The organism is Caulobacter sp. GW821-FHT10A06, assembly GCF_059415805.1.
In genome coordinates this window covers 252,607-278,404 of the sequence record NZ_JBWKNY010000002.1, presented here as the reverse complement: position 1 = coordinate 278,404, position 25,798 = coordinate 252,607, and the positions used below count along the sequence as shown (strand labels likewise).

Sequence of the window (25,798 nt, the reverse complement as noted above, 5' to 3'; positions counted from 1 at the left end):
GCGGAACAGGTCGCTCTCTGAAGAGGCCGCGTGATAGCCGCCTGGGTCGGCCGATGCAAGCGCCGAATTCAAAAAAACAGCCCGGCATTGCGGCCGGGCTGTGGAAGTCAGTGATGGTGGGTGCCTTCAAAGAAGACACGCCGAAAGTCGGCGATTTATGGTTAACGAGACCTTAATTCTTAACGCCATGGCCATTTGGTCGCAGGGGACGCGCCCTCGCCTTACGGACGCTTGGGGATCTCGAGACCGCGCTGCACGGCCGGACGCGCCAGGCCCTGCTCCAGCCAGCGCGGCACGTGCTTCAGCGACGCCCAGTCGACCAGCTCGCCGGCCTCGTAGAAGCCGTTGATGTTGCGGACCCAGCCCAGGGTGGCGATGTCGGCGATGGTGTAGTCGTCGCCCATGATCCATTGGCGGGTCGCCAGGCGATCCTCCAGCACGCCCAGCAGGCGCTTGGACTCGGCGACGTAGCGGTCACGCGGACGCTTGTCCTCGTAGTCCTTGCCCGCGAACTTATGGAAGAAGCCGACCTGGCCGAACATCGGGCCAATGGCGGCCATCTGGAAGAACACCCACTGCAGGGTCTCGTAGCGGGCGGCCGGATCGGCGGGCAGGAACTTGCCGGTCTTCTCGGCGAGGTAGACCAGGATCGCGCCGCTCTCGAACAGGCCCAGCGGCTTGCCGCCCGGGCCGTCGGGATCGATGATCGCCGGGATCTTGCCGTTCGGGTTCAGCGACAGGAACTCCGGCCCCCAGGTCTCGTTGGCGCCGATGTTGATGGTGTGCGGCTCGTAGGCCAGGCCGGTCTCTTCCAGCATGATCGAGACCTTCACCCCGTTGGGCGTCGGCAGCGAATAGAGCTGGATCTGATCTGGATGCTGGGCCGGCCAGCGCTGGGTGATCGGGAAGGCGGACAGATCCGACATGCGGGAGAACCTCTTTTGACGCTCGCAACGGCGCCGGTTGCATTTGGAGAGCCGAACTCCGTTTTTCCAGAGCCGACCCAAAACGAGGACGGGACAATTCGCGGCATTTGATCCGTCCGCGAACATCGCTATCCCGAGAGCCTGACATAAGGCTCGGGGGGGCCAGGCTTCATCATGACAACCGCCGACGACCATTGGCCCGCGACGCTGGAACGGGTGACCGGCGTGCTGGACTTCGAGGCGACGCCTGTCGCCGCCGGAAAATCAGAGGTCAGAGCCAAGATCCGCGGCGACATCAGCCACCTGCCGGCTCTGGTGGGCCTGGCCGCTCAGGCCGCGGTCCAGCTGGATAAACGTGTGGCGGCCGCCGACACCGAAGCGCCCGTCGACCGCAAGGCCGTCCTGGCCCGCAAGGATCTCGTCCGCTCCATCGCCGACGGCGTCAGCGCCATGTTCGTCACGGGTTATGCCGCGGCCTACCGGCTGGAGCTGGCCCGCATCCTGTGGGCCGGCATCGCCGACGCCCCGCGCCGGCGACTGGAAGAGCTGGCCCGCCCGCGCTCGTAGAAAACTACCAGGCGCCGATGTTGGGCATCGAAACCCACGGCTCGGCCGGCGGCAGATGGCCTTCCTGCAGCAGTTCGATCGAGATGCCGTCCGGCGAGCGGACAAAGGCCATGTGGCCGTCGCGCGGCGGGCGGTTGATCGTCACGCCCATGTCCATCAGGCGCTGGCAGGCGGCGTAGATGTCGTCGACGCGATAGGCCAGGTGGCCGAAATTGCGCGCGCCGCCGTAGTCCTCGTCATCCCAGTTGTAGGTCAGCTCGACCATCGGGCCGTCACGGTCCTCGGCCAGTTCGACGTCGCCGGGGGCGGCCAGGAAGACCAGGGTGAAACGCCCCTTCTCGCTTTCCTTGCGGCGCATTTCGCGAAGGCCCAGGCCCTCGCAGAAGAACCGCAGCGAGGCGTCCAGATCGCGGACGCGGACCATGCTGTGCTGATAGCGCAAGACGAAACTCCCTCTAGAAACGTCGAGCCGGATATAGACCCCGGCCCGAGGGCGCGAAATCCACTAAACGGCCGGTTCGCGCTCGCGGGTCTGGCGACGCCACAGGGCCGCGTACTCGCCGCCGGCGTCCAGCAGGGCCTCGTGGCGGCCGCGCTCGACCACCTTGCCCCGGCGCAGGACCACGATCTCGTCGGCGTCGGCGATGGTCGACAGGCGGTGGGCCACGACCAGGGTCGTACGCCCCGCCCTGGCCTTGCGCAGGGTCGCCTGGATCGCCGCCTCGGTGCGGCTGTCCAGGGCGCTGGTGGCCTCGTCCAGGATCAGCACGCGGGGCTCGGCCAGCAGGGCGCGGGCGATACCGACCCGCTGGCGCTCGCCGCCGGAGAGCTTCAGGCCCCGCTCGCCGACCTTGGTCGCCATGCCTTCGGGCAGGTTGCGGATGAACTCGCCCAGCTCCGCCGCCTCGGCCGCCGCCCAGACCTCGGTCTCGGAGGCCTCTGGACGGGCGAAGGCGATGTTGGCGGCCAGGGTGTCGTTGAACAGGGCCACATCCTGCGGGACCAGGGCCACGGCCCGACGCAGCGAGGCCTGCTTCAGGTCGCGCAGGTCGTGGCCGTCCAGGGTCACGCGGCCGGCCTGGGGATCGATCATCCGCAGGGCCAGGCGCACCAGGGTGGTCTTGCCCGCGCCAGAGGGGCCGACGATCGCCACGGTGGTTCCGGGCGCGATGTTCAGCGTGACGTCAGACAAGCCCTCCGATCGCGCGCCGTGGCGGAACGAGACCTGTTCGAACGCCACCGCGCCGCCGCGCTGGTCGGCGCAGGGCGGCAGGTCGCGGGCGTCCGGGGCGTCGGCGACGTCGGCGGTCTGACGGCGCAGCTCCAGCATCGACTCCATGTCGATCAGCGACTGGCGGATCTCGCGATAGGCAAAGCCCAGGATGTTCAGCGGGGCGTACAGGTTGATCAGGATCAGCACGGCGGCGGTGACGTCGCCCGGCCCGATCTTGCCGGCGGCGGCTTCCGCTCCGGCCAGCACGGCCATAGCCCCGAGCCCCAGGCTCATCACCGCCGACTGGATCAGGTTCAGCATGTTCAGCGAGTTGGTGGCCTTGATCTGGGCCTCGCCATAGGCGTCCAGCGCGCGCTCATAGCCGCCGACCGCCCGGCCCTCGCCGCCGAACGACTTGACGGTCTCGTAGTTCAGGAGGGCGTCAACCGCCCTGCCCGCGGCTTCCGCGTCGGCCTCGTTCAGCGCCCGGCGGTGGCCGATCCGCCAGTCGGAGATCGCGAAGGTCAGGTAGCCGTAGACGCCCACCGTCGCCAGGGCCACGGCCGCGAACCGCCAGTCATAGGCCTTGGCCAGCACGATGGCGGCCAGGACCAGCTCGACCCCGGTGGGGGCCAGGTTGAAAACGAGGCTGCGCAGCAGGAAGTCCATCGACCGCGCGCCGCGATCGATCGTCCGCGACAGGGTCCCGGTGCGCTTGGATTGGTGGAAGTCGATCGACAGCGACAGCGCGTGCGAGAAAGTCTCGACCGCTGCCCGGTTCTGGGCCGCCTGAGCCACCGGGGTGAAGATGGTGTCGCGCGCCTGGGGCGCGGCGGCCGAGACGAAGCGGATCAGCGCCCAGCCGATCGCCAAGCCCGCAAAGGCCCAGGTGACGGCGACAGCCGTGCTCTGCCCCGCCGAGAGCTGGTTGACCGCCTTGCCCAGCATCAGCGGCGCCACGACGCCCAGGACCTTGCCTAGAAGGGTAAGAACGAGGGCCACGGTCACCCGCCAGCGCAGGCCCGGGGCCTTGGAGCGCAAAACGAGTTGGAAGAGATCGCCCATCGCCCGCCAGAAGCGGACCGGCTGGTCGGTACTGGCGATCGCGCCTGGCGTGGCCCCGCGGGCCTGCGGACCGCCCATGCCCCTCATCGGGACTCGCCGATCAGGTAGGTGGACTGGACCCCGCCGCCGGGCGTCATCCAGTCGACCCGCCAGCCGTTGGCGGCGCGGTCAGCGCGGACGGGACCGTAGGTCAGCGGCGCGGCCGGCGAGGTGGCGATCGAGGCGGCGGTCTCGCCGCCCTCGCCCGCCACCTGGATGTCGTGAACGCCCGGAGACAGCAGCCCCCGCAGCGAGATGAAGAACCGCCCGTTGTCGTCCGCCTGGGCGCCGCCCTGGGTGATGCGGTCGACACGGACATTGAGGCCCGCCCCCGGCGTGGCCACGCCGGAGACGACCGCGCCGCCGCCTCGGTCGACATCCACGGTCAGGATGCGCGGTGACGCCGAAGCGGCGGCCAGGCGGATCGCGCCCGTCCCGGCCCGCAGCAGAGCGACCTCGCCGCCGTCGGCGACCATCACATAACCCTCGGCCTGCACCGTACGGCCCTCGTGGGTGGTCGACAGGCCAAACAGGCGCACGCCGGGCGCGTTGGGCACCGTGGCGGTCCATTGGCCGACGGCGTCGACCCGGCCCATCACCACCTCGCCGGTCGGCGAGCCCAGGCGCAGATCCGAGTCCGGCGCGCCCCTGCCCGAGAGCGAGATCCCGTTGGCGGCCTTGCGCACTGCGTCCACCGTAGGCGGGGCCACATAGCCGGCCTCGGCGCTGTCGGGCTTGTCGGCCTTGGCCGGCGCGATCGGCGCGCCGGGTCCGCAGGCGGCCAGCAGGCTGGCGACGAAGCCCACGGCGAGGATCTGCGGCTTGAAAGCCTGAGAGCGAATCCTGATCATGTGGCCTCAGATAGGAACAGGCGCGCGAAACCGCGCGCCTTTTTTGTGGAGTGGACGACGATGCCCGACGAGTCTAGCCGCCTGGGATCGGTCTGCGTCTATTGCGGCTCGTCCAATGACGCCAATCCCAGCTACATCAGCGACGCTTTCGCGATCGGCCAGAGCTTCGCCCAGGCGGGCCTGAAGCTGATCTATGGCGGCGGCGGCGTGGGCCTGATGGGGGCCACGGCGCGCGGTGCGCACGAGGCCGGCGGCAAGGTGCAGGGCATCATCCCGACCTTCCTGCGCGGGCGCGAGCAGCCGTTCGACGACGTCGAGACCGTCATCGTCGACAACATGCACGAGCGGAAGATGATGATGTTTGAGCGCTCGGACGCCTTCGTCGTGTTGCCCGGCGGGATCGGCACCCTGGAAGAAATCGTCGAATTGCTATCTTGGCGCCGTTTAGATCTTCACCAGAAGCCGATTGTGTTCCATAACCCCGGCGGCTTCTGGGAGCCCTTCTTCGCGCTGATTCATCACACGATCGCGCAAGGCCTGACCCCGCCCACCCTGGCCGACGCCTGGCGCGCGGTCGAAAAGGCGGAAGACGTCACCCCCGCGCTGCTGGCCTGGGACGAAGAAATCTACCAATCAGGCGCTCCGGCCACGCTTCGGCGATTGACTTAGTTTTCAAAAGAGACGCACTATCCGAGTGAGCTCCACAGCATGCAAGGCTGCGGACTCATGCGCCGGATCTCCCATCCGGCGCGGGGATAGGAGACTAAGGAAAATGCGTAACATCGCTTACGCGGGCCTGATGGCCTGCGCCCTGATGGCTGGCTCGTTGGCCAGCCCCGCCCTCGCCGCCGACAGCGAAGGCGCCTGGCTGAAGCTGAAGACCCCGATCTCGACGGATCACTTCATCCAGGACGGTTCGGTCTGGCGCTGCAAGGCCGACATGTGCACCGCGACCAAGGTCCGGGCCCTGCCCGTGGCCCGCGCCTGCCGCAAGCTGGCTGGCCAGCTCGGCGAACTGGCCGCGTTCAACTACCGCGGCGAGCCGCTGGACGACGCGGCGGTGGCCGAGTGCAACACGGCCGCCAAGCCGAAGAGCTGAAGCCTTCAGGGGTGAAAGCAAAAGGCCTCCGCCGACGAAACCGGCGGAGGCCTCTTTTTTGAGGGCGTGGGACCCTTTACGCGACTACTTCCGTCCAGACTTCGTGGACGGCGACTTCGGCGGCTTCGAACTCGGCCGACCTCCGACCAGCATGCCGCCCATCAGGGCGAACGAGAACATGGCGTGGTTCATCTTCGATACATTCATGGCGGCGTCTCCCAGACATAGCCGTTAGGACCAGGAGACGCGCGCGGCTTACAGGGGCTCTCACCCTCCTAGTCGTCAGCGCGTCAGAGCCTAGGATGCGCCCATTGCCGCGCTCCGCAAGCAAAAATAATCCGTATAAGGAGCATATCAGCCTGCGGACGATCCGGTCGCAGCCTACTGATTTGGCTCAATTTTTTACTCTGTGTACGGCATATTTTTTCGCTACCCGCAGCGCAGCAAGGCTTTGCGGAGCTTGGCCCGGCTATTGCAACCGCCGGGCACCGTCCACGTTACCGCTCCCGCCGACCGCGCAAGAAAAAACCGCCCGCGTCGGCGTGACGCAGGCGGCTCGACTGGTTTGGACCCGTTGGTCCGTAGGCTGTTTAGGCCGCAGCGTCGAAAGACAGCGATTCGTAGCGCTTCAGGTGATGATCGACCGAGCCGAAGAGGCCCTCGATCAGGCTGGCGCGCTTGAAATAGTGGCCGATCGACAGCTCGTCGGTCATGCCCATGCCGCCGTGGATCTGGATGGCGTTCTGGCCCACGAACTTGCAGGCGCGGCCGATGCGGACCTTCATGGCCGAGACGGCCTTGGCGCGCTCGGCGGCGCCTTCCTCGACCTTGATGGTGGCCATGTAGGTCATCGACACCGACTGCTCGACCTCGATGAACATGTCGACCATCCGGTGCTGCAGCACCTGGAAGTTCGCGATAGCCGTACCGAACTGCTTGCGCTGCTTGGCGTAGTCCAGCGTGCCCTCGTGCAGCTTGCGCAACACGCCCACGGCCTCGGCGCCGACGGCGGCGGTGGCCTCGTCGATGACGTGGTTGACCAGGGCCAGGCCGTCTTCCGAGATCAGGGCGTCGGCCGGGACCGAGACGTTCTCGAAATAGACTTCCGAGGCGCGGCCGCCGTCGACGGTCGGGTAGTCGCGGGTGACGACACCCGGCAGGGTCTTGTCGATCAGGAACACGCCGACGCCGCCGGCGTCGCGTTGGTCGCCGCCGGTGCGGGCCGTGACGATCAGGTGGCTGGCGAACGGCGCGCCGACCACGACAGCCTTGTGGCCGTTCAGGACCCAGCCCGAACCGTCCTTCTTGGCCGTCGTCTTCAGGTCCTGCCAGGTGTAGCGGGCCTGCGGCTCGGCATAGGCGAAGGCCACCGTGGTCGTGCCACCGACAATGCCCTCGATGACCGAGGCCGCGCCGGCATAACCCGAGTGCTTCATGAAGCCGCCGCCGATGACGACGGTGCCCAGATAAGGCTCGATGACCAGCGCCTTACCGAACTCCTCCATGATGATCATGTTGTCGATCGGACCGCCGCCCAGGCCGCCCAGCTCTTCGCTGAACGACGCGCCCAGGATGCCCAGCTCCTCGGCGAAGGCCTTCCAGTAGTCGGCGCGCCAGCCGGTGTCCGAGCTGACGATCTTGCGGCGGGTCTCGAAGTCGTACTTGTCCTGCAGGAAGCTCGCGACCGTGTCGCGGACCATCGACTGCTCTTCGGTGAAGTTGAAATCCATCCCTGGGTTTCCGTTCTTTTTGATTGTCATCCCGGCCGCAGCGCTAGCGGAGAGCCGGGATCGTCAAAGTCACTGAATTGGGCGGTCCCGGATCGCGCCTCCGGCGCGTCCGGGATGACAGACCAGGCGCGCTAGAGCCCCAACACCATCTTGGCGATGATGTTGCGCTGGATCTCGTTGGAGCCGCCGTAGATCGACGTCTTGCGGACGTTGAAATAGGTCGGCGCGGCGCGGTGGGCGAAGTCGGGACCGATCGGATGGGCGTTGTCGCCATCCTTCGGGAAGCCGCGGAAGTACGGCGCGCCATAGTGGCCGGCCGCTTCCAGCACCAGCTCGGTGATCCGCTGCTGGATCTCGGTGCCCTTGATCTTCAGGACGCTGGATTCCGGACCAGGGCCACGGCCGGCCGCTTCACCGGCCAGGGTGCGCAGTTCGGTATATTCCAGGGCCGTCAGATCGATCTCCAGCTCGGCGACCTTGCGCTTGAACATCGGATCCTTGATCAGCGCGTCGCCGTCGTCCGACAGCTCGACCGAGGCGATCTGGCGGATGCGCTCGATGCCGCGCTTGGAACGGGCCACGCCAGCGATGCCGCTACGCTCGTGGGCCAGCAGGAACTTGGCGCAGGTCCAGCCCTTGTTCTCGTCGAAGATGCGGTTCTCGACCGGCACCTTGACGTTCTCGAGCCAGACCTCGTTGACCTCGTGCTCGCCGCCCAGGGTGATGATCGGACGCACGGTCACGCCCGGCGACTTCATGTCGATCAGCAGGAACGAAATGCCTTCCTGGATCTTGGCGGCCGGGTCGGTGCGGACCAGGCAGAAGATCCAGTCGCCGTGCTGGGCCAGGGTGGTCCAGGTCTTCTGGCCGTTAACCAGGTAGTATTCCTTGCCGTCGTCACCGGTAAAGCGCTCGGCCTTGGTCTTCAGGCTGGCCAGGTCCGAACCCGCGCCCGGCTCGCTGTAGCCCTGCGACCACCAGATGTCGCCCGACAGGGTCGGCGGCAGGAACCGCTCTTTCTGCTCAGGCGTGCCGAAGGTGTAGATCACCGGGCCCACCATGTTGATGCCGAACGGCAGGATCGGCACGCAGTCGGCGCGGGCGGTCTCTTCCGACCAGATGTAACGCTGCACCGAGGTCCAGCCCGGACCGCCGAACTTCTCGGGCCAGGCCGGGGCGACCCAGCCTTTCTTGGCGAGGGTGCGGTGCCAGGAGAGGAAGTCCTCCTTGGCCATCTCCTCGCCCTCTTCCTGCTTCTCCCGCAGGCCCGCCGGATAGTTCTCGGCGATGAAGGCGCGAACCTCGTCGCGGAAGGCGAGGTCCTCGGGCGAGAAGTCCAGATTCATGGCGGGCTCCCGTTCAATCGGCCCCTCTGCGGGAGGCCGTTATTGCGTTTCGGGCGCCACGATAGATGTCGAACGAACGTTTGGAAAGATGACGTTAGCGTCAACGGAAGTGAATGTTATCCGCGTTCACTTAACGACATCCCAGAAGGCTTCAGCGGACCTCGCAGGCCAGCTTGACGAGGGCCAGGGCCGAGGCGCCGCCAACCCCTTCCTCGTCCAGGGTATCGAGTGCCAGAAGCGGCCGCTTGTCGAGGATTTCGAGCAGGCGGGCATGGCCCTTGGCGGGGCTGACATGGGCGGCCACGCAGTGGTCGATGGCGGCGGGCTCGACGGCGCGAACGATGGCGGCGGCGGCGCAGGCGGCGTAGCCGTCCAGCAGCACCGGGATCTTCTGGGTGCGGGCCGCCAGGATGGCGCCGACGACGGCGGCGGTCTCGCGGCCGCCCAGCTGACGCAGGATTTCGAGCGGGTCGTCACCCATGCCTTCACCCTGGGCGCGAGCCACGGCGGCGGCCACAGGCTCGGGGTCGTCGGACCAGTCCGCAGCCTCGCCACCGAACAGCGCCAGGCACACGGCGGCGGCCGTGCGGGCGGCCTCAGCGACGATGACGCCGGGGATCAGCAGGTCGGGCTGCTTGGCCAGGGCCTCCATGCCGAAGGCCATGGTGGCGGCAGCTTCCTTCTCGCTCATCGAGGCCTGGCCGATGAAGTCCGGCGACGGGCGGTCGATGGCCAGGTCGAAGGCCTCCAGGCCCGCGCCCTGCACGCCGGCGATGCGCGAGACGGTCGCGCCACCCGAGGCGATGGCCTCCAGGCGGTCACGGGCATAGCCGCGCGGACCCACGCCCTGACGCGCCCCAGCGTAAAGCGCCACCACCGGGCGATTGACGGCCGGCGGACTCTTGCCGCTCCAGGCGGTCAGCCACGCCGAGATCTCGGCCAGACGGCCGCCCTGCTCCAGCACCGGAGATGGGCCCGGCGCGGGCGGCGAGACGGCGAGCTGGCGGATGTCGGCGAACGGGGAAGCGGTCATGAGCGCGGACTTAAACCCGTCCGCGCCCAAAGCAACCCCGCAGGACGAGAAAGGCTTAGGACGAAGCGCCCGACGTCGCGACCGACGTGCCCAGATAGGCCTGGCAGGAGCCGCCCAACTCGGCCGTCAGCTTGGCCTTCACCGCTTCGTTGCGGGTCTTGCCGGCGCGGCGGGCGTCGTCACGCGTGCTGTCGCCGCGATCGCGCATCGAGATGTCGCGGCCGCGGCCCTGGTCCTTGATCTGGGCGGTCAGGGCGGCGGGATCCGTCGCACCCAGCTCGGCCGACAGGGCCAGGCCCAGGCAGCGATTGGCCTTCAGATATTCGGCGTCGCTCCAGCGATCGGAAGCGAAGGCCGGAGCAGCGGCGGCCGACAGGGCGGCGCCGGTCAGGACGATGGCGATGAGCTTGCGCATGGTGGATATCCCTCTCTTGGTGTGATCCGGGCGCGAGGAGGCTTTCGCCGCCGACGCTTGCGCTCGGGCGTTTGGACGCTCAAAACTCTTTTGATGACTGCCCCCGCCGCTCCGCCCCGCCCGATCGTCACGCCCTGCGTGAAGGTCTGCGCGGTCGATGGAACGACGGGCTATTGCCTGGGCTGTCGCCGGACCCTGCCGGAGATCGCCGGCTGGGCCAGACTGACCGACGAGGAGCGCGCGGCGATCATGGCCGCCCTCCCCGACCGCCCTGATCCGATGGCCGCGTTGATGGCGGCCACCAGGGGCTAAGCCCGCTTACTTCGCGCCGCCCATATAGGCCGCGCAGGCGCCGTCACGTTCGGCCAGGAGCTTGGTCTTCTTTTCGCCGTCGGCGCCGTCGGCTTCCTTGGCGGCGGCCTGGATCTTCTTTTGCGCCGAGACCCGGATCGCCAGTTCGCGCGAACCGCCTTCGGTGCGCAGGAAGGTGTCCAGGGCGGCGGTGTCCAGCTTGCCCAGGTTTTCGGAAGCCGCCAGGCCACGGCAGCGCGCAGCTTCCAGGAACTGCAGGTTCGTGACCGGGCCGGCGTGCGCGACGCTGGCGAACGATGCGATGGCGGCAGTCGCAATGATCAGCGATTTCATGGCGTTTTCCCTCGATAAGCCACTCTATTGTCTGAGGGAGAGATAACGCCGGGCCAAAGCTTTCCGAAGTTAATTCGAGGACATGAAAAGCATTACGACCACGTAATGTTTAATATTAAATCGATGTAATATGAACACCGCTCAGTACACATCTATACTTGTTATGATATTGGTAACCATGGTGTGAAAATCGCCTTGCCGATTCACGCCTTGAAAACGCCTCCCTGCTAATGATTTAGGTAACGGCCGCAGAAGCGGTCTCAAAGCCGGTATGGCGAGGGTGTCTTTTATGTTGAGGTTCGCGGCGATCGCTTTCGTGGGCGCCTTGTCGGCGGTAGGCGCGGCCAAGGCCGTCGTCTCGCTCGACGACCTGCGTCACCCGGAGCTGCGCGCCCCGACCGCGGCCTCGGCCACCCTGGGCGGCGCCGAAGGCGGCGCGGCCCAGATCACCAAGGATCGTGACGGCCACTTCTGGGCCCAGGGCGCCGTCGACGGCAAGGCTGTGCGCTTCCTGGTCGACACCGGCGCCACCGCCGTCTCGCTCAGCATGGCCGACGCCCAGCGCCTGGGCATCGACACCAGCAAGCTGACCTACGACTACAACGTCATCACCGCCGACGGCCGCACCCGCGCCGCCTCGGTGCACCTGGCCAGCGTGGCGATCGCCGGCGCCAAGGTCCGCGACGTCGACGCCCTGGTCATCGAGAAGGGCCTCGAGAACTCGCTGCTGGGCATGAGCTATCTGGGCCGCCTGTCGCGGTTCGAGGCCACCCCGAACTCGCTGATCCTGCACCCGTAGACTTAAAGACTAGGCGGCCGGAACTTCCGCCCGCTCTTCGCGCGCCGCCAAGGCCGCGCGCACGGCGTCCAGCGCCCGATCCACGACTTCCAATCCCGAGCCCGCCTTGACGCCCTCGACCGTCAGGATGCGCCGCCACGCCCGCGCGCCCGGCAGGCCATGGAACAGGCCCAGCATGTGCCGGCTCATAGCCGCCAGATGCACGCCCGCCGCCAGCTCGCGCGCCAGATAGGGCTTGTAACGCTCGACGGCCTCGAAGCTGTCGACATCGGCGACATCCATCCCGAACACCCGCCGGTCGACCTCTCCCAGCAGCCCTGCCTCGTGATAGGCCGCGCGGCCCAGCATCACGCTGTCGACGCCGTTGGCCAGGTGCTCCAGCGTCGCGTCGATACTGGGCACGCCGCCATTGATGCCGATGAACAGGTGCGGCCGCTCGCGCTTGAGCCGATAGACCAGCGCGTAGTCCAGCGGCGGGATGTCCCGGTTCTCCTTCGGCGACAGCCCCTGCAGCCAGGCCTTGCGGGCATGGACCACGAAGCCCGTGATCCCCGCCGCCGCGCTGGCGTCGACCAGGGCGAACAGCGCCTCCTCCGGATCTTGGTCATCGACGCCGATCCGGCACTTCACCGTCGCCGGGATCTTCACCGCGTCCTTGATGGCGGCCATGCACTCGGCCACCAGGTCGGGCTCGCGCATCAGGCAGGCGCCGAAGCGGCCGCTCTGCACCCGATCCGAAGGACAGCCGACATTGAGGTTCACCTCGTCATAGCCGTAGTCCTCGGCGATCCGCGCAGCCTGCGCCAGCTCGGCGGGATCCGATCCGCCCAGCTGCAACGCCACGGGATGCTGGCCGGGATCATAACCCAGCAGCTTCTCACGATCCCCGTGCACCACCGCGCCGCTGGTCACCATCTCGGTATAGAGCAGCGCCTGGCTGGACAGCACCCGATGCAGCGACCGGCAGTGCCGGTCGGTCCAATCCATCATGGGCGCAACAGAAAATTTCGTCATAAGTCTTTGATTTTATTAGATAAATTTCTTGAGAATCGCGCCCATGGCGGACTGGACCGACTGACGTGTGATTTCAATCACTTAGAGGACTTTCGTGTGCAATTACATGCCGAATTTTTGGCCGTGGCTGCACACGAACGACGGGTGTGTGCAGTCTGTCGACGAGGCTGGCTATTTCCGCCAGCGCGAGGGCGCTGCATGCCGCCTGGCATCGACGGGGCCACGCATATTCGGAATCTGCTGGGTCCCGCAGCACCCTGCTTGCCAACGCGCGGCTCGCGGCGGTTAGGCGGCGGGACCGTCCGCCCGCTCCAGGATTGCGCCGATCCTGCGGGCGAGGTTATCGATGGCGAAGGGCTTGGTGATGATCTCCATGCCCTGCGCCAGGAACTCGGCCTGGTCGGCGGCCTGTTCGGCATAGCCGGTCATGAACAGGATCGGCAGGTTTGGCCGGCTTTCCCGAGCGATTTCGGCCAATTGACGGCCGTTCAGACCCGGCAGACCCACGTCGCTGATCATCAGGTCGATCGGACGCCGAGATTGCAGGATCGGCGTGGCGTCGCGCCCGCCCTCGGTCTCGATCGCCCGATAGCCGAGCTCTTCCAGCACCTGGATGACCAGCATGCGAACCGAAGGATCGTCCTCGACAACCAGCACCGTCTCGCCCGCGCCGACATGCGTGGTTTCGTCGTGATCGGCTGTCGCCTCGGCGACGTCGCCGTGGTGGCGAGGCAGATAGAGGCGGATCGTCGTGCCAGCGCCTTCCCGACTTTCGATCTCGATATGGCCTCGCGATTGTTGGACGAAGCCGTAGATCATCGACAGGCCAAGGCCGGTGCCCTGCCCCAGCGGTTTGGTCGTGAAAAACGGATCGAACACCTTGCCCAGGACGTCGGGCGACATGCCCAGGCCCGTGTCTGAAACACCGAGCTCGACATAGTCGCCGGGCTCGGCGCGATCGCTCTTGGCCAAGCGCTCGGCCGACAACACGACGTTGCGGGCCGCGATCGTCAGGCGTCCGCCACGAGGCATGGCGTCGCGCGCGTTGATCGCCAGGTTGAGGATGGCGCTTTCCAGCTGGTTGTCGTCGGCGACGGCGGTCCAGACATCCTGGGCGACGGCCGTCTCGAGGCGGACCTGCTCGCCCAGCGTGCGCCGCAGCAAGTCCTCCATGGACCCGACCAGCGTCCCGACGTCGAGAGGACGGCTGTCGAGGGACTGGCGGCGCGAGAAGGCCAACAGACGGTGGGTCAGCGCCGCGGCGCGTTGACCCGACTGCATGGCCGCTTCCAGGAAACGGTCGGCGTCGGCGACACGGCCTTCGCCGATGCGGCGGCGGACCATGTCGATACCGCCAAGGATGCCGGTCAACATGTTGTTGAAGTCGTGCGCCAAGCCGCCGGTCAGTTGGCCGACGGCTTCCATTTTCTGGCTCTGGCGCAGTTGGTCTTCCAGCAGCTTGCGTTGGGTGATGTCGCGGCCGACGGCATAGACGACGTCGCCTTCGGGCACGGCGGTCCAGTTGATCCAACGATAGGCGCCGTCTTTGGCGAGCACCCGGCAGTCGAAGTCGGCGACGGCGTCGCCAGCGAGCAGTCCAGCCGCGCGTTCACGCGCATGGGCCTTGTCGTCGGGATGCACCAGCCCGCCCATCGGGACGCCGACGAGATCGGACACGTCATAACCGAGCAGGTCCTTCCAGGCCGGATTGACCGCGCGATAGACGCCCGCGCGATCACCGATGCTGAGCAGGTCACGCGACAGGTTCCAGATCCGGTCGCGCTCCTGCTGGCTGACCTCGACCCGCTCCTCAAGCGCCGCCGCCAAGGTCCGCAGGCGCGCCTCGGAGCGTTTTGTGGCGGTGATGTCGTAGAGCACCCCGATAAAGCTGACGCCGCCGGTCGGGGCCTGCTGGTACTCACCCCGGCAGACCAGCCAGCGCTCTTCGCCGTTGTCCGCGCGGCGGATGCGGAACTCGTGGAAGGCCGCGCCGATATCGATGTCGCGCTCGCGCCCGCTGATCAGCGGCGGATCGTCGGGATGCATGACCGAGTTGATCGTGCGGATCGGCAGGCTGTGCGCGGGCTGCAGACCCAGCAGCCGGCAAAACTCGTCGGAGACCTCGGCCGTGCCGAAGCCGCTCAGATATTCGAAACTGCCGACGCCGCCGGCGGTCTGGGCGATCCGCAGCCGTTCTTCGACGCGCTTCTGGTCGGTGATGTCGGCCAGGACACCCGAGAACCGCACCGGGTTCTCCTGCTCGTCCAGGAAGGTTCGCCCACGCGCTGAAACCCAACGTACTTCACCGTCGATCACGACGCGGTAGTCGCGCGCGAAGACCTCCGCGCCGTTGAGCGCGCCTGCCACGGCGATCTTCAGGCGCATGCGGTCGGGCGCGAAGACGGTGGCGAAGAACACCGAGGTGGGCAGGCCTTGCGAGGCCGCGACGGGGTCCAGGCCATAGAGACTGGCGAAACGGGCGTCGGCGACCAACCGGCCGCTGGCGATGTCCCACTCCCAGGCGCCGGCCGCGCCGGCCACGGCCTGGGCCACCCGCAACCGCTCCTTGGCTTCGATCAGGCGCTGGCGCGTCAGGTTGAGTTCGCGGCCAAGGTCTTCGTTGCTGTACTCACCGCTGACGTCGGCCTGAGTGGCGATGCGGAAGGCCGCACGTCCCTCGGCGTCGGAGACGGTGGTGATGTTCAGGCGGTTCCAGAACTTGGAGCCGTCGCGGCGGGCGTTCAGCAGGTCGGCGTTGGCGACGCCGGACTGGGCCAGGGTGGCGGCGATCCGCGCCACCGTGTCGGCGTCGGTCTCGGCGGTCTGCAGGAAGCGGCAGTTGCGGCCGACGACCTCGGCGGCGTCGTAGCCGGTCAGGGCCTCGAAGGCGGCGTTGACGAAGACGATCGGGTCGTCCTTGCGGCGGGGGTCGCTGACGGCGACCGCCATGCCCGAGCCGACCAGCGCGTCGAACAGCGGGCCGGCCAGGGCGCGCAGGGCGTCCAGGTCCGCGGCCGCCCCCCGGTGTCCTCGGCGGATCGCTGGATCGACGATGTCGTTCATGACGCTGCTAGAACGCCAAGCTGGGCAATAGGTTCAGCGATGCCAATCAAGCGACATCGCCCGCAACGCGCTCGATGAAATCATGGATCAAGGATCGCAGGGCCTGCAGCGACGGCAGGTCCATCAGCATGGCGATATAGCCGCGGATGTCGCGGTCGTTGATCGCGAAGTTGATGTAGAGGAACAGCACCACGCCGCCATCGGCGTGTTTGGCCGAGAGGCTGAACAGCGCCGCGCCGTCGCCCCGCAGGACCTCCGGCAGCGACATCTGCAACGGCCGCTGCAGCATGTTGGCCATGGTCGCCAGACAACTGTTGAGCACCACGTTGCCGGTCTCGGCCAGCGCCTCGTCTTCCATCTCCAAGGCTTCGCCCTGGGAGAGCGCGCCGCCGGTGACCGCGTGGACGAGGGCCAGGCTGTTGGTCTGAGGGAAGATCAGCAGGGCGCGCCCCGAGAACACGCCTTCGAAGTCCTGGCGCACGGCGACCAGTTCGCCCGCCTCGCGCTCACGGATCAGGGTGGCGGCGCTTTCGCGCGTCATGACTTCGACCGAAGGCACCGACAGCAGCACCTGCTGGCCGACCATCTTGCGCAGGCTGCTGGCGGCGCGGCTGACGCCGATATTGACCAGCTCGGTGAGCGCGTCGCGCTCCAACTCTTCCAGGAAGATGGATTGAACCGTCATTGGCCGTTCGACCGCAGCCTCAGAGCCGCGCCGGAGATGAAACCGCGCATGCCGTCCTCGGTGACGGGCTTGGCGATGAAGGTGGCGTTGGCCTCGCGGGCCCGCGCGATGATTTCGTCCTGAACGTTGGCCGTGGCCACGGCGATCGGCATGTCGGCGAACCGGCCACGCAGTTCCTCGGCCAGCTCCAGACCGTCGCGGCCGGGCATGTTGAAGTCCAGGACCACCAGATCGATTTTCTCGTTGTCGAACAGCGACAGCGCTTCATCGGCATTGCCGGCCTCAAGCCGGCGCCACTCGGGCTGCAGGGCCGCGATCGCCTTGCCGACCACGATGCGGGCCAGCTTGCTATCGTCGACGATTAGGACCGTCGTCCCCATGAAACCCTCCAACCTTGCCGCCTTCACCGGCGACGAACACAATAGTCTCGACCTAGTCGGCCTTCCGGATCAGCGCCGGAAGAACAAGGTCGCGCAAAAACGACTCGGCAGGCTCGCCGACGACGGGCGCATCGAATGCCAGCAATACCTGTACGACAGCGGCATGGAGGCTGTCACACCCCGATATGTCGACAATGACGCCTTGCGACGCCTGTAGCAGAGCTGCGAGGGTCTCTGCGTCTTCCACCCGACAATGGCCGCTCAAATAGACGACGTCGCCATCCCGCGAGGCCTTCATGCCAAAAGCTCCGTCAGGTTCAGGACCAACAGCACATCGCCGCCGGACGTCAGGGTCGATCCGACCACGCCGGCCGCGCCCGACAACAGGCCGCTCATCGGCCTGACGACCGCGTCGATCCGATCCACGACCGCGTCCACGGCCAAGCCGACGAGCTCGCCATCGACCCTGGCCACCACGACGCGATCGACGGCGCCGACGGAGCGGTCGGCTCCACCGACCGCCTGTTCCAGCCAGACCAGCGGCACGACCTGGTCACGCAGGACGAACGCATGGCCAGCCCGGACCGGCACGATCTGGTCAGGGGCCACACGCGTGACTTCGACAATGTCTTCCAGCAGCAGGCCGAACTGTTCCTGGCCGCCCGCCACCACAAGCAAACGCGCCAGCACCATGCGGATCGGCAAGACAAGACGGATCGTCGAGCCGCGCCCCAGTTGGCTAGCGACCTCGACGCGACCGCCCAACTTCGCGGTCGCCGACCGCACGGCGTCCATGCCCACCCCGCGCCCGGAGACGCTGCTGACGGTGTCGGCGGTCGAGAAGCCGGGCTGGAAGATCAGATCCACGAGATCGGCCTCACCAAGCTCGCGCGCCGCCGTCTCGTCGATCAGGCCGCGCGCCAGGGCTCGGGCGCGAATACGCGCTGGATCGACGCCGCCGCCGTCGTCGGCGACCGCGACGACGACCTGGTCACCGACCGCGCGGGCGGACAATCGCAGGACGGCCTGGACGGGCTTGCCGCTCTGCTGGCGAATGGCCGCGGTCTCGACGCCATGGTCGACCGCGTTGCGCACCACATGCAGCAACGGCTCGAACAGGCCATCGACGATGGCCTTGTCGACCTCGATCTCGCCGCCCTCGACCTCCAGCGACACCGTCTTGCCCAACTCGGCGGCGATCTCGCGCACGAGCCGCGGGAAACGGCCAAACAGCGGCGTCAGCGGCGTCAGGCGCGTGCGACCGACCGTGGCGTGCAGGGTCGAGATCAGTCTGTCCAGCTCGGCTTGACGCGCTCGCAACGCCGAACCCAAACCCTGCCCGCCTTGCAGTCGGTCGGCCTGGGCAGCCAGGTCGCCAAAGCCGCTCTTGGCGACCACCAGTTGGTCGGTGATATCGGCCAGTTGATCGATCCGGGCGGCGTCGATGCGCAGCGTGCGCCGCCCCGTGTCGGCCTCGATCGGCGCCGCCGGTTCGATGGGCGTCGGCGTCAGCTGGGTCAGGTCGACCTGATCGCGCACCAGCCGCAGAGACGCCTCGACCAGGCTCAAGTCCGCCGTGGACAGGGCCTCAATGATCAGGTTGCAGGCGAACGGATCATAGAGCGCCCGATCGTCGACCGGCTCGCGCAGACCCACGCGCAGGTCCGCCAAGCCCGGCACGCTCGAGATGATGGCGATCGGGTCGTCGCCCGCGAAATAGCAATCGGCGCGTGGCGTATAGCGGATGGCAATCCCCGCCTTGCCCGCGAAGGACGCTTGACCGGCGACGACGGGCCTGAGCGCGCTGTCCTTGGTTAATCCTAGCAAGGCCAGCAAGCGATCGGCGACGGCGTCCGCGTCGGCCGGCAGCGCGCCTGCCGCCTCCAGCGTGTCCAACCAGCGCTCGACCTGATCTACGACCGCGACGAGGCTGGTGAAATCGGGCGCGGCTTGCGCGCCGCCACGCAAGGCGCCTAGCCTGTCCTCGGCCACGTGCAGCACGCGCCCCAGCGCCTTCAGCCCCAGCAGGTCGGCGGACCCCTTCAGGGTGTGGATGGCGCGAAAGCAGCTGTCGAGCCGCGCGGCGTCCTGGGGCGCGCGTTGCAGGGCCGCCAGGTCGGCGCTGGCCTCCAGCGCCTGCTCACGGCCCTCGATCAAGAACTGGCCCAGGAGTTCGTCGATCACGTCGCGTCCTCCGGGCGCTGGAACACCACCGCGTCCTCAAATCGGCGGACGCGGAAACGCTCGTCGATCCTGCTCATGGACTCGGTGTGGCCCAGACACAGATAACCGCCCGGGGCCAATCGATCATAGAGGTTTTGGGCGGCCGTCAGGCGCGAGGCCTCGTCGAAATAGATCAGGACGTTGCGGCAGAAGATCACGTCGAATGCACCCTGCTCACGCAGGCGCATGCCGTCGATCAGATTGGCGTGGGTAAAGGTCACGGACTCGCGCAGGTCGTCGATGATCTTGCGGCGATGGCGCTTGGCGGGCTCGAAATAGTCCTCCCGCACCGACGCCGGCAGCCGCGCCAGGGCGCGCTCGCCATAGAGGCCCGCGCGCGCCGCCTCCAAGGCCTGGGTGTCGATGTCCGATCCGACGATCTCGATGTTGTAGGCGTCGACCATGCGCCAGTTTTCCAGCAGCCACAGGGCGATGGAATAGGTCTCCTCGCCGGTCGAGCACGGCAGCGACCAGATCCGCACCTTGTCGCCGGGCCTGCGACGCGAGACGATGTCGGGCAGCAGGTCCCGGCCCAGGCAGGCCAGCTGGTGCTCCTCACGATAGAAATAGGTCTCGTTGACGGTAAAGGCGTTGACCAGGGCCTGGCGTTCGTCGCTGTCGATCCGCAGCAGCGCCATGTAACTGGCGAAATCCACGCCAGCGTGCTCGAGACGGTCGTTCAGACGGCGCTCGATATAGTAGCGCTTGGTCTCGCCAAACCACATGCCGGTCTGGCGGTAGAGATAGTCGCGCAGCCGCTCCAGCTCTTCGTCGGTGAAGGTGGCGCTCATCGCGGGACCATGGCGATCAGCCGGCTGGCGATGGCCTCCAGCGGCTCGACCGCATCGGCGCCGCCGGCTCGGACCAGCGCCCCCGGCATGCCCCAGACCACGGCCGTCTCCTCGGACTCCGCGATCGCCAGGCCGCCGGCCTGATGGAGCGCTGTCATGACCTTGGCGCCGTCGTCGCCCATGCCGGTCATCAGCACGCCGATCAACCGCTCGGGCGCGATCTGGGCCATGGCGCTGGCCACCAGACGATCGACGCTGGGATGCCAGCGATACGCGTCATCCGCGGGCGCCGGCAGGACCACCAGGCCCGCGACGCGCCGGCTGACCACCATGTCTGCGCCGCCGCGTGCGACATAGACAACGCCAGCCTCCAGGCGCGTGGGTCCCACCACCTCGCTAACCGTCAAGGCGCACAGCCCGTTCAGGCGCGAGGCCAAGGAGCCGGTAAAGGTCGCCGGCATGTGCTGGGCCACGAGGATCGGCCATGGAAAATCGCCGGGTATGTCACTGAGCAGGGCTTCGAGCGCCGCTGGCCCGCCCGTCGAGGCGCCGACCACGACCACGCCTGGCGGCTCCACGCCATCCAGCGTGCTGGCCGGCTTGACGGCGCGAACCGGGCGAGCGGGCCTGACGGGGCCTTTGGCCTCGCCGCGCCGCGCGCGCAGACGCTCGACCAGGCGATGGGCCCGACCGACCCGGGCCGTCGCGGCCGCCTGGACCTTCTCCACCAAGATCGGCGCCAGCGCCTCGACGGCCAGGGACACCACGCCGTCCGGCTTGGGCACGAAATCGACCGCGCCCAACTCCAGGGCGGTGAGAGTCTCCTCGGCCCCGGCGGCGGTGCGTGCAGAGACCATCACCACCGGGCAGGGTCGCTGCACCATGATCTGGTCCAGGCAGTCCAGGCCGCTCATATTGGGCATCTGGACATCCAGGGTGACGACGTCGGGCCGGAACGTATCCAGCTTGGCCAGAGCTTCGACACCGTCGCGGGCGACGGCGATCTCAAAGCCGGCTTCGGAAAGAATCTCGCTCAGGACGCGCCGGATCAGGGCCGAGTCGTCGACGATCAGGACCTTGGTCACGAAGTGGATGACGTCCGGGTCAAATCACGCAGCAGGTCGGCCTCGGCCCGCGCGAGCAATGTTTTCGGATCGACCAGCAAGATGACTTCGCCCCCGCGCTCCACGGCGCGATCAAACAAACGGGCTTGATCTCCCGACAGTTCCGGCGCGGTCAGCAGCTCCTCGGCGCCGATCTCCATGATCTCGCTGGCGCCGTCCACCGCAAAGCCGGCCTGAAGGCCATCGACCGTGACCACGACGACGCGGCCGTTGGCCGCCGGCTCGCCTGGCGCGGAGAAGCGCATCCGCTGGTCGATCACCGGCAGGGTCTTGCCCCGCAGGTTCATGACCCCTCGCACATAGGCCGGTGCCTTGGGCAGCCGGGTGAGCTGGTCGGGCGCGCGCACGACTTCGTCGACCGCCGCGATCGGCAGGCCATAACGCTCTTGGCCCAGACGCAGAATGACGAAGCGCTCGCGGATCACTGTCTGTCGAGTGTCGGCCATCTCGACCTCCTTGGAACCACTTGCGAGCACCAGCCACTGGCTCACGCGCTCGTCGGCCAACAGCCGATCCGGAGTCAGGATCGCCAGGACGCCCCGACCATCGGCCAGCCTCAGCACCGTATCGATACGCGCCTCGCCGCCCCCCCGATTGAACAGGCTTGGCGCCTTGCCAAGGCGCTCGGCCGAGGCGCGCACGATCGCACTGACCTCGTCGACGACCAGGCCGATCCGTTCGACGCCGAGACGCAAGACGACGAGACGTCCGTTCACGGTGTCGCCGGCCAGGCCTAACAGGCCTCTCGCCGACAGCACGGGCAGGACCTGGCCGCGATAGTCGCAGACGCCCAGCAGCACCGCCTCGGTCCGTGGCAGTTCGGCGATGGCCTTCGGGACGGCCGCCACCTCGACGACGGCGTCCAACGGGAGACCGTAGCTCTGACCCGAGAGGGTGAAACCGAGAAAGGCCAGCTCGCGCTCGTCGACGCGTTCGATGGCCGGACGCGCCGCCTCGACGCTGGCGGCGGCGGTCCGGCGTCGCCCTCGATCTAAAGCGAACTTGGCGTCCAACGCCTCGTCCAGATCCAGCCAGGACGTTCCGTCGGCGCGCAAGAGACGCAGGCGGGTTTCGTCGATCTCCGCGCCGTCGGCCAAACCCAGGGCCTCGACGCCGTCGACGACCAAGCCGACCGGCGGATCGCGCCGAAGCACGACGATGCGATCGCCGTCCTCGCCGTCGAGCCCCAGCATCTGCCCGAGCGACACGACCGGCAGGACGGCCCCGCGCAGGTGCGCCACGCCCAACAGGCCAGGCGGCGCGTTCGGCACGCGGGTCAGCCGAGGACGCTTGATCACCTCGGCCACGGCCTGGACGGGCAACGACATCCGGGCGCCGGCGGCTCGAACGGTCAACCGTCGGCGAGCGCCGTGGTCGGCGTTCATGCCTGGGCCGCGCGCTGGAGCTCGCCGGCCAGCAGGGCCACCTCCTCGATGGCGGCGGCCAGCTCTTCGGCGGTTTGCGACTGCTGGCGGGCCGCCACGGCGGCCTGGCTGGCGGCGGCGCTGGCTTCCTCGGCGGCGACGGCGATCTGGCTGACGCCGGACGCGACCTGGGCGCAGGCCGCGAGGATGGCCTCGCCGCCCTGAGCGATCTCATTGGCGCCCACGCCCAGCGCCTCGGTTTCCTGCACGACGACGCTCAGCCGTTCCTCAATGGCGCGGTTGCGGTCGACTTCCACATCCGCGACGGCCAGGGTCTGGTCGACCTCACGACGGACCTTGCCGATCTGGACGGCGATCGCCGCGATCAGGTCCTTGACGGACTCGGCATTGCCCGAGGCGTCCCGCGCCAGGGTGCGGATGTCGCCGGACACGACGGCGAAGCCTCGGCCGGCCTCCCCCGCCCTGGCCGCCTCGACCGCGCCGCTGGTGGCCAGCATGGTGGTCTGCACGGCGATCAGCGCCAGCCCGTCGACCAGTTTGGCCGTCACGCCGCTTTCCAGCTCCAAGGCCTCGACCGCTTCCAGCACCGAGCGGTTTTCGGCCGCCGCGGCCTCGACGTTCTCGACCAGCGACAGGATCGTCTTGCGACTGTCCTCCAACAGGGCGCCCATCGCCTGGGCCCGGGTGGCGCTCTGGGCGCCGTTGGCGCTGGACAGCCGCGCGGCGCGTTCGATTTGCGTCGTCGCCGCGCTGGCTTGCTGCGTCGCCGCCGCCTGGATTTGCGCGCCCCGGCTGATCTGGTCGATAGCGACCAGGATCTCGTCGGCCGACCCTGAAAGTTCCTGGATCGCGGCCGACAGCTCCTCGGCCGCCGCCGCGGTCTCGGCTGCCGCCGCTGCTGCGCCATCGCCGCCGGTTCCGACCTCGATCAATTCGCTCAAGGATTCGGCCGCGGCCTGACTCTGATCGAGGGACTGGCCTTGTTGCTGGATCGAGCGTTGGGCCTCGGTCGCGGCGGCGGCCTGTTCCTCGGCCGCGCTGGAGATGCTCTCGGACCCGCGCCGAATCTCGGTCGTCGCCGACGCGGCCTCGACGGCCGCGATCAGGATCATCTGGCTGTCCTCGCTCAATCGCGCCATCTCGGCGCGGATCGTTTCCAGCGTGGACAGGATCTTGGCCGCCGAGGCCGCCTCGGCCTCGGCCGTCGTCGCGGCGTTGCGCAACCGCTCGCCGACATCACGCACCATGACGGTCATGCGATCGGCCGAGCCCTGGATATGCCCCGATCGCGTCTCGGCCGCCTCGGCCAGGGCCCGGACCTCGTTGGCCACCACAGCGAAGCCGCGCCCCTCATCCCCCGCCCGCGCAGCCTCGATGGCCGCGTTCAGCGCCAGGAGGTTGGTCTGGTCGGCGATGTCGGAAACGGCCAGCGTGATTTCGTTGATCCGCGCGGCGTACTGATCGAGCAGGTTGACCGCATCGACGGTCGTCATCTGGCGGCGGGCATTGGCCGCGACGGCCTTGATTGACGCGGCGACGGCGGCCCCGAACTCGGTCAGGACGCCCTGCAGGGCCTCGGCTCTTTGTCGGGCCGCTTTGGCGCGCTCGCGGCCGTGCCGGAACTGCTCGGCCATCGCCTGGGTGGCGGCGAGCGATTCATGCGCCGCGCCGGCCGCCTCCTCCGCGCCGCTGGAGATCTGGACCAAGGCCCGTCGCAATTCCTCGACGGCGCTGGCCGCCTCGGCCAGACCGCTGCTAAGTTCCAGCACCGCCACGCCGATGCGGCCCTCCGCGCCGCCCCTATGGAGCCGGGCCCGTCGCGAGGGCGTACGTTTGACGACGGCGGGCTGCTCATCCGCCCCGGCCAGGGTTTCGCGCGTCTTCCCGCGACCAGTCAGCCTCGTCGTCTTCACAAGCGCCATCTGGTAAATCCTGGAACGCTCTTCAGCCCGCTCGAACGCCCGTCGCGATCAGCGCTGAAGAACGGCCATACAAGCATGGATATGTCGCACCGCTCAACGTCGCAATGGCGTGCGTCAGGAGGCGTCCGCGAACCCCTTGGCGCGCAGCTTGAGCGCTCCGCCGCGCGGATCCTGTTCGAAGATCAACCCACCCTTGGCGCGCGAGCGTTCGGGAATGTAGTCGATCGTCACGCCGGCCGGCTCGCCTGAGACGCTCATTCCCTCGATCTCGACCTGCGCCGCGGGCGTTCCGCCGTGATTGAAGGCCTCGATCTCGGCGACGTAGCCATGGGCGGTTTGGGTGACCTGCGTGAGGCGCACTTCAATCGCCGGCGGTCCCTTGACCCCGAACATCGCATCCCAGGCGGTCAAGCCCATCGCCGTCCCGGCCAGCACGAGGCCGATCCCGGCGGCGACCCATTCCAGTGGAGGGATATCATTGGCCGGCGCGCGCTTGGACGGCGTCTTGCGGGGCGTTGGCGGGGTGTCGCGGCGCGCGGCGCGGGTCCTGGCCATCAGACCACCAGCCGCGCGGTGGCCGCGCCGATCGCGGCGGGAAAGCCCAGGACGATGGTCATGGTGGCGATCTCGTGAAGGGCCACGCCATCGGTGCGCCCGAATGTCCAGAGCAGATAGAGGCTCATCAGCAACGCCACGCCATAGCCGGGCGCGGTGAAGGCCACAAAGGTTCGCGCAAAGCCACCAACCTCGCGCCGCCTGCTCTCTCCAGGAAAGCCCAATTGATAGACGAAGAGGTGCAGCAGCCCGACGGAGATCGCCATCAGGACGAGGGTCGCCCAGGGTCCCATCTGATAGGCGATCACGATCATCTCCTCGGTGGGGGCGACATTGAAGGCCAGGAAGGCTGCGCCGACCGCCATCAGGAACAGCTCACCCAAGGGTCCGGCGTCGGCCTTCTCACGCGCGCCGGGGCCGCGTTCGCCCAGTTGCTTGCCGGCCAGCAGAGCGCCGACCGCCGCCGGCACGGCGCACAGCGAGACCTTGCCCAAGGCGCTCTGAACGCGGCTTTCCTCCACGCTCAGCACGCCAAACAGGGCCAGCAGCGCCGCCGACAGCACAAAGCCGACACCAAAGGCCGCCAAGGCGTCGAGCACCTCGTCCTTCAGGCGGAAGGTCGGCTCAAAGCCGGCGTAGTAGGACAGGCCGATCAGCATCGGTACGGCCAGCACCAGAAACACGAGCAGTCGCCAACGTTCGACCGCCATGCCCAGCGACCACATCTCCATGGTCATCAGCAGCGGGAACGAAAACAGCAACGCGCCGCCGAAGGCGCGGCTTAAGGCGCGGCCGTACGCAGCGTTGGCGTCCAAAGGCGTCTGGCTCCCTGCCGTTCGCCCTGCCAACGGTCAGGCTTGACCACCGGTTCCGGGAACGTCGCCGCCGCCCGAGGATTTGCAGACAGAGCGCTACCGGGGAGCCGCCG

The 25,798-nt window shown here is 67.9% G+C and carries 27 protein-coding genes; 6 read left to right on the top strand and 21 right to left on the bottom strand.

What is annotated here, in order from left to right; all coding sequences use genetic code 11:
- Positions 1 to 221: 221 nt before the first annotated feature.
- Positions 222 to 926 (bottom strand): glutathione S-transferase N-terminal domain-containing protein, encoded by a 705-nt coding sequence (locus AC07NF_RS05240; protein ID WP_494628409.1) that lies wholly within the window; start codon positions 924 to 926, stop codon positions 222 to 224.
- Positions 927 to 1,100: 174 nt separating this feature from the next.
- Between AC07NF_RS05240 and AC07NF_RS05235 the strand changes: the two genes are divergently transcribed.
- Positions 1,101 to 1,493, top strand: coding sequence for a hypothetical protein (locus AC07NF_RS05235; RefSeq protein WP_494628411.1), 393 nt, complete (start codon positions 1,101 to 1,103; stop codon positions 1,491 to 1,493).
- A 4-nt stretch (positions 1,494 to 1,497) separates the two neighbouring features.
- Here AC07NF_RS05235 and AC07NF_RS05230 read toward each other — a convergent pair whose 3' ends face one another.
- The 3 genes from AC07NF_RS05230 to AC07NF_RS05220 form a co-directional block, all read right to left on the bottom strand.
- Positions 1,498 to 1,935: a VOC family protein gene (locus AC07NF_RS05230; protein ID WP_494617745.1), complete on the bottom strand. Its 438-nt coding sequence runs from the start codon at positions 1,933 to 1,935 to the stop codon at positions 1,498 to 1,500.
- Between the two features lie 63 nt (positions 1,936 to 1,998).
- A complete protein-coding gene (locus AC07NF_RS05225; protein ID WP_494628684.1) occupies positions 1,999 to 3,924 on the bottom strand; it encodes an ABCB family ABC transporter ATP-binding protein/permease in 1,926 nt (641 codons plus the stop codon).
- A complete protein-coding gene (locus AC07NF_RS05220; protein WP_494628413.1) occupies positions 3,855 to 4,661 on the bottom strand; it encodes a hypothetical protein in 807 nt (268 codons plus the stop codon). Before AC07NF_RS05220 ends, AC07NF_RS05225 begins: the two co-directional genes overlap by 70 nt.
- A 60-nt stretch (positions 4,662 to 4,721) precedes the next feature.
- Here AC07NF_RS05220 and AC07NF_RS05215 point away from each other — a divergent pair, with 60 nt between their 5' ends.
- Both AC07NF_RS05215 and AC07NF_RS05210 read left to right on the top strand, forming a co-directional pair.
- Complete coding sequence (locus tag AC07NF_RS05215; protein WP_494628415.1) at positions 4,722 to 5,330, top strand: LOG family protein; 609 nt, start codon at positions 4,722 to 4,724, stop codon at positions 5,328 to 5,330.
- A gap of 103 nt (positions 5,331 to 5,433) precedes the next feature.
- Positions 5,434 to 5,760 (top strand): DUF8200 family protein, encoded by a 327-nt coding sequence (locus AC07NF_RS05210; protein WP_492810002.1) that lies wholly within the window; start codon positions 5,434 to 5,436, stop codon positions 5,758 to 5,760.
- An 84-nt stretch (positions 5,761 to 5,844) separates the two neighbouring features.
- On the opposite strand, the gene AC07NF_RS05205 is transcribed toward AC07NF_RS05210, so the two are convergent.
- From AC07NF_RS05205 to AC07NF_RS05185, 5 genes are all read right to left on the bottom strand, one after another.
- A complete protein-coding gene (locus tag AC07NF_RS05205) occupies positions 5,845 to 5,982 on the bottom strand; it encodes a hypothetical protein (RefSeq protein WP_143324462.1) in 138 nt (45 codons plus the stop codon).
- 368 nt (positions 5,983 to 6,350) lie between these two features.
- Complete coding sequence (locus tag AC07NF_RS05200) at positions 6,351 to 7,490, bottom strand: acyl-CoA dehydrogenase family protein (RefSeq protein WP_494628417.1); 1,140 nt, start codon at positions 7,488 to 7,490, stop codon at positions 6,351 to 6,353.
- 131 nt (positions 7,491 to 7,621) lie between these two features.
- On the bottom strand, positions 7,622 to 8,836 hold the full coding sequence (locus AC07NF_RS05195; protein WP_492810000.1) for an acyl-CoA dehydrogenase family protein: 1,215 nt from the start codon (positions 8,834 to 8,836) through the stop codon (positions 7,622 to 7,624).
- 151 nt (positions 8,837 to 8,987) lie between these two features.
- Entirely contained in the window at positions 8,988 to 9,869 is an 882-nt protein-coding gene (locus AC07NF_RS05190) for a nicotinate-nucleotide--dimethylbenzimidazole phosphoribosyltransferase (protein ID WP_494628420.1), read from the bottom strand.
- A gap of 55 nt (positions 9,870 to 9,924) precedes the next feature.
- Complete coding sequence (locus tag AC07NF_RS05185) at positions 9,925 to 10,284, bottom strand: hypothetical protein (protein ID WP_494628421.1); 360 nt, start codon at positions 10,282 to 10,284, stop codon at positions 9,925 to 9,927.
- 93 nt (positions 10,285 to 10,377) lie between these two features.
- On the opposite strand from AC07NF_RS05185, the gene AC07NF_RS05180 reads away from it, so the two are divergent.
- A complete protein-coding gene (locus AC07NF_RS05180) occupies positions 10,378 to 10,596 on the top strand; it encodes a DUF1289 domain-containing protein (protein ID WP_494628423.1) in 219 nt (72 codons plus the stop codon).
- Between the two features lie 6 nt (positions 10,597 to 10,602).
- Here the strand turns inward: AC07NF_RS05180 and AC07NF_RS05175 are convergent, their stop codons facing one another.
- Positions 10,603 to 10,929, bottom strand: coding sequence for a hypothetical protein (locus AC07NF_RS05175; RefSeq protein ID WP_494628425.1), 327 nt, complete (start codon positions 10,927 to 10,929; stop codon positions 10,603 to 10,605).
- Between the two features lie 280 nt (positions 10,930 to 11,209).
- Between AC07NF_RS05175 and AC07NF_RS05170 the strand changes: the two genes are divergently transcribed.
- Positions 11,210 to 11,728 (top strand): TIGR02281 family clan AA aspartic protease, encoded by a 519-nt coding sequence (locus AC07NF_RS05170; RefSeq protein ID WP_454715666.1) that lies wholly within the window; start codon positions 11,210 to 11,212, stop codon positions 11,726 to 11,728.
- A 9-nt stretch (positions 11,729 to 11,737) separates the two neighbouring features.
- On the opposite strand, the gene dusA is transcribed toward AC07NF_RS05170, so the two are convergent.
- From dusA to AC07NF_RS05150, 4 genes are all read right to left on the bottom strand, one after another.
- A complete protein-coding gene (dusA, locus tag AC07NF_RS05165; RefSeq protein ID WP_494628427.1) occupies positions 11,738 to 12,742 on the bottom strand; it encodes a tRNA dihydrouridine(20/20a) synthase DusA in 1,005 nt (334 codons plus the stop codon).
- Between the two features lie 285 nt (positions 12,743 to 13,027).
- Complete coding sequence (locus AC07NF_RS05160) at positions 13,028 to 15,805, bottom strand: hybrid sensor histidine kinase/response regulator (RefSeq protein WP_494628429.1); 2,778 nt, start codon at positions 15,803 to 15,805, stop codon at positions 13,028 to 13,030.
- Between the two features lie 46 nt (positions 15,806 to 15,851).
- Complete coding sequence (locus tag AC07NF_RS05155; protein ID WP_492809879.1) at positions 15,852 to 16,490, bottom strand: chemotaxis protein CheC; 639 nt, start codon at positions 16,488 to 16,490, stop codon at positions 15,852 to 15,854.
- Positions 16,487 to 16,870: a response regulator transcription factor gene (locus AC07NF_RS05150; protein WP_492809877.1), complete on the bottom strand. Its 384-nt coding sequence runs from the start codon at positions 16,868 to 16,870 to the stop codon at positions 16,487 to 16,489. Before AC07NF_RS05150 ends, AC07NF_RS05155 begins: the two co-directional genes overlap by 4 nt.
- Between AC07NF_RS05150 and AC07NF_RS05145 the strand changes: the two genes are divergently transcribed.
- Complete coding sequence (locus AC07NF_RS05145) at positions 16,869 to 17,087, top strand: hypothetical protein (RefSeq protein WP_492809876.1); 219 nt, start codon at positions 16,869 to 16,871, stop codon at positions 17,085 to 17,087. The two genes, AC07NF_RS05150 and AC07NF_RS05145, sit on opposite strands and share 2 nt — an antisense overlap.
- Before the next feature lie 77 nt (positions 17,088 to 17,164).
- Here the strand turns inward: AC07NF_RS05145 and AC07NF_RS05140 are convergent, their stop codons facing one another.
- From AC07NF_RS05140 to AC07NF_RS05110, 7 genes are all read right to left on the bottom strand, one after another.
- On the bottom strand, positions 17,165 to 19,054 hold the full coding sequence (locus tag AC07NF_RS05140) for a chemotaxis protein CheA (protein ID WP_494628431.1): 1,890 nt from the start codon (positions 19,052 to 19,054) through the stop codon (positions 17,165 to 17,167).
- Entirely contained in the window at positions 19,051 to 19,884 is an 834-nt protein-coding gene (locus AC07NF_RS05135; RefSeq protein WP_494628432.1) for a CheR family methyltransferase, read from the bottom strand. Before AC07NF_RS05135 ends, AC07NF_RS05140 begins: the two co-directional genes overlap by 4 nt.
- The gene (gene cheB, locus AC07NF_RS05130; protein WP_494628433.1) at positions 19,881 to 20,969 is read right to left on the bottom strand and encodes a chemotaxis-specific protein-glutamate methyltransferase CheB; all 1,089 of its coding nucleotides are present in this window, start codon (positions 20,967 to 20,969) and stop codon (positions 19,881 to 19,883) included. Before cheB ends, AC07NF_RS05135 begins: the two co-directional genes overlap by 4 nt.
- Entirely contained in the window at positions 20,966 to 22,393 is a 1,428-nt protein-coding gene (locus AC07NF_RS05125; protein WP_494628435.1) for a chemotaxis protein CheW, read from the bottom strand. Before AC07NF_RS05125 ends, cheB begins: the two co-directional genes overlap by 4 nt.
- Positions 22,390 to 24,315 carry a methyl-accepting chemotaxis protein gene (locus tag AC07NF_RS05120; protein WP_494628436.1) on the bottom strand — a complete coding sequence of 642 codons (1,926 nt, stop codon included), beginning with the start codon at positions 24,313 to 24,315 and terminating at the stop codon, positions 22,390 to 22,392. Before AC07NF_RS05120 ends, AC07NF_RS05125 begins: the two co-directional genes overlap by 4 nt.
- Before the next feature lie 114 nt (positions 24,316 to 24,429).
- A complete protein-coding gene (locus AC07NF_RS05115) occupies positions 24,430 to 24,870 on the bottom strand; it encodes a hypothetical protein (RefSeq protein ID WP_494628437.1) in 441 nt (146 codons plus the stop codon).
- Entirely contained in the window at positions 24,870 to 25,685 is an 816-nt protein-coding gene (locus AC07NF_RS05110) for a TIGR02587 family membrane protein (RefSeq protein ID WP_492809864.1), read from the bottom strand. Before AC07NF_RS05110 ends, AC07NF_RS05115 begins: the two co-directional genes overlap by 1 nt.
- Positions 25,686 to 25,798 lie beyond the last annotated feature (113 nt).

Coding starts and splice junctions, on each gene's coding strand:
- AC07NF_RS05175 (WP_494628425.1), bottom strand. CDS start 10,929: ATGAAATCGCTGATCATTGCGACTGCCGCCATCGCATCGTTCGCCAGC.
- AC07NF_RS05215 (WP_494628415.1), top strand. CDS start 4,722: ATGCCCGACGAGTCTAGCCGCCTGGGATCGGTCTGCGTCTATTGCGGC.
- AC07NF_RS05185 (WP_494628421.1), bottom strand. CDS start 10,284: ATGCGCAAGCTCATCGCCATCGTCCTGACCGGCGCCGCCCTGTCGGCC.
- AC07NF_RS05125 (WP_494628435.1), bottom strand. CDS start 22,393: ATGAACGCCGACCACGGCGCTCGCCGACGGTTGACCGTTCGAGCCGCC.
- dusA (WP_494628427.1), bottom strand. CDS start 12,742: ATGACGAAATTTTCTGTTGCGCCCATGATGGATTGGACCGACCGGCAC.
- AC07NF_RS05235 (WP_494628411.1), top strand. CDS start 1,101: ATGACAACCGCCGACGACCATTGGCCCGCGACGCTGGAACGGGTGACC.
- AC07NF_RS05180 (WP_494628423.1), top strand. CDS start 10,378: ATGACTGCCCCCGCCGCTCCGCCCCGCCCGATCGTCACGCCCTGCGTG.
- AC07NF_RS05115 (WP_494628437.1), bottom strand. CDS start 24,870: ATGGCCAGGACCCGCGCCGCGCGCCGCGACACCCCGCCAACGCCCCGC.
- AC07NF_RS05195 (WP_492810000.1), bottom strand. CDS start 8,836: ATGAATCTGGACTTCTCGCCCGAGGACCTCGCCTTCCGCGACGAGGTT.
- AC07NF_RS05200 (WP_494628417.1), bottom strand. CDS start 7,490: ATGGATTTCAACTTCACCGAAGAGCAGTCGATGGTCCGCGACACGGTC.
- AC07NF_RS05145 (WP_492809876.1), top strand. CDS start 16,869: ATGAAACCCTCCAACCTTGCCGCCTTCACCGGCGACGAACACAATAGT.
- AC07NF_RS05190 (WP_494628420.1), bottom strand. CDS start 9,869: ATGACCGCTTCCCCGTTCGCCGACATCCGCCAGCTCGCCGTCTCGCCG.
- AC07NF_RS05155 (WP_492809879.1), bottom strand. CDS start 16,490: ATGACGGTTCAATCCATCTTCCTGGAAGAGTTGGAGCGCGACGCGCTC.
- AC07NF_RS05150 (WP_492809877.1), bottom strand. CDS start 16,870: ATGGGGACGACGGTCCTAATCGTCGACGATAGCAAGCTGGCCCGCATC.
- AC07NF_RS05135 (WP_494628432.1), bottom strand. CDS start 19,884: ATGAGCGCCACCTTCACCGACGAAGAGCTGGAGCGGCTGCGCGACTAT.
- AC07NF_RS05240 (WP_494628409.1), bottom strand. CDS start 926: ATGTCGGATCTGTCCGCCTTCCCGATCACCCAGCGCTGGCCGGCCCAG.
- AC07NF_RS05220 (WP_494628413.1), bottom strand. CDS start 4,661: ATGATCAGGATTCGCTCTCAGGCTTTCAAGCCGCAGATCCTCGCCGTG.
- AC07NF_RS05120 (WP_494628436.1), bottom strand. CDS start 24,315: ATGGCGCTTGTGAAGACGACGAGGCTGACTGGTCGCGGGAAGACGCGC.
- AC07NF_RS05160 (WP_494628429.1), bottom strand. CDS start 15,805: ATGAACGACATCGTCGATCCAGCGATCCGCCGAGGACACCGGGGGGCG.
- AC07NF_RS05210 (WP_492810002.1), top strand. CDS start 5,434: ATGCGTAACATCGCTTACGCGGGCCTGATGGCCTGCGCCCTGATGGCT.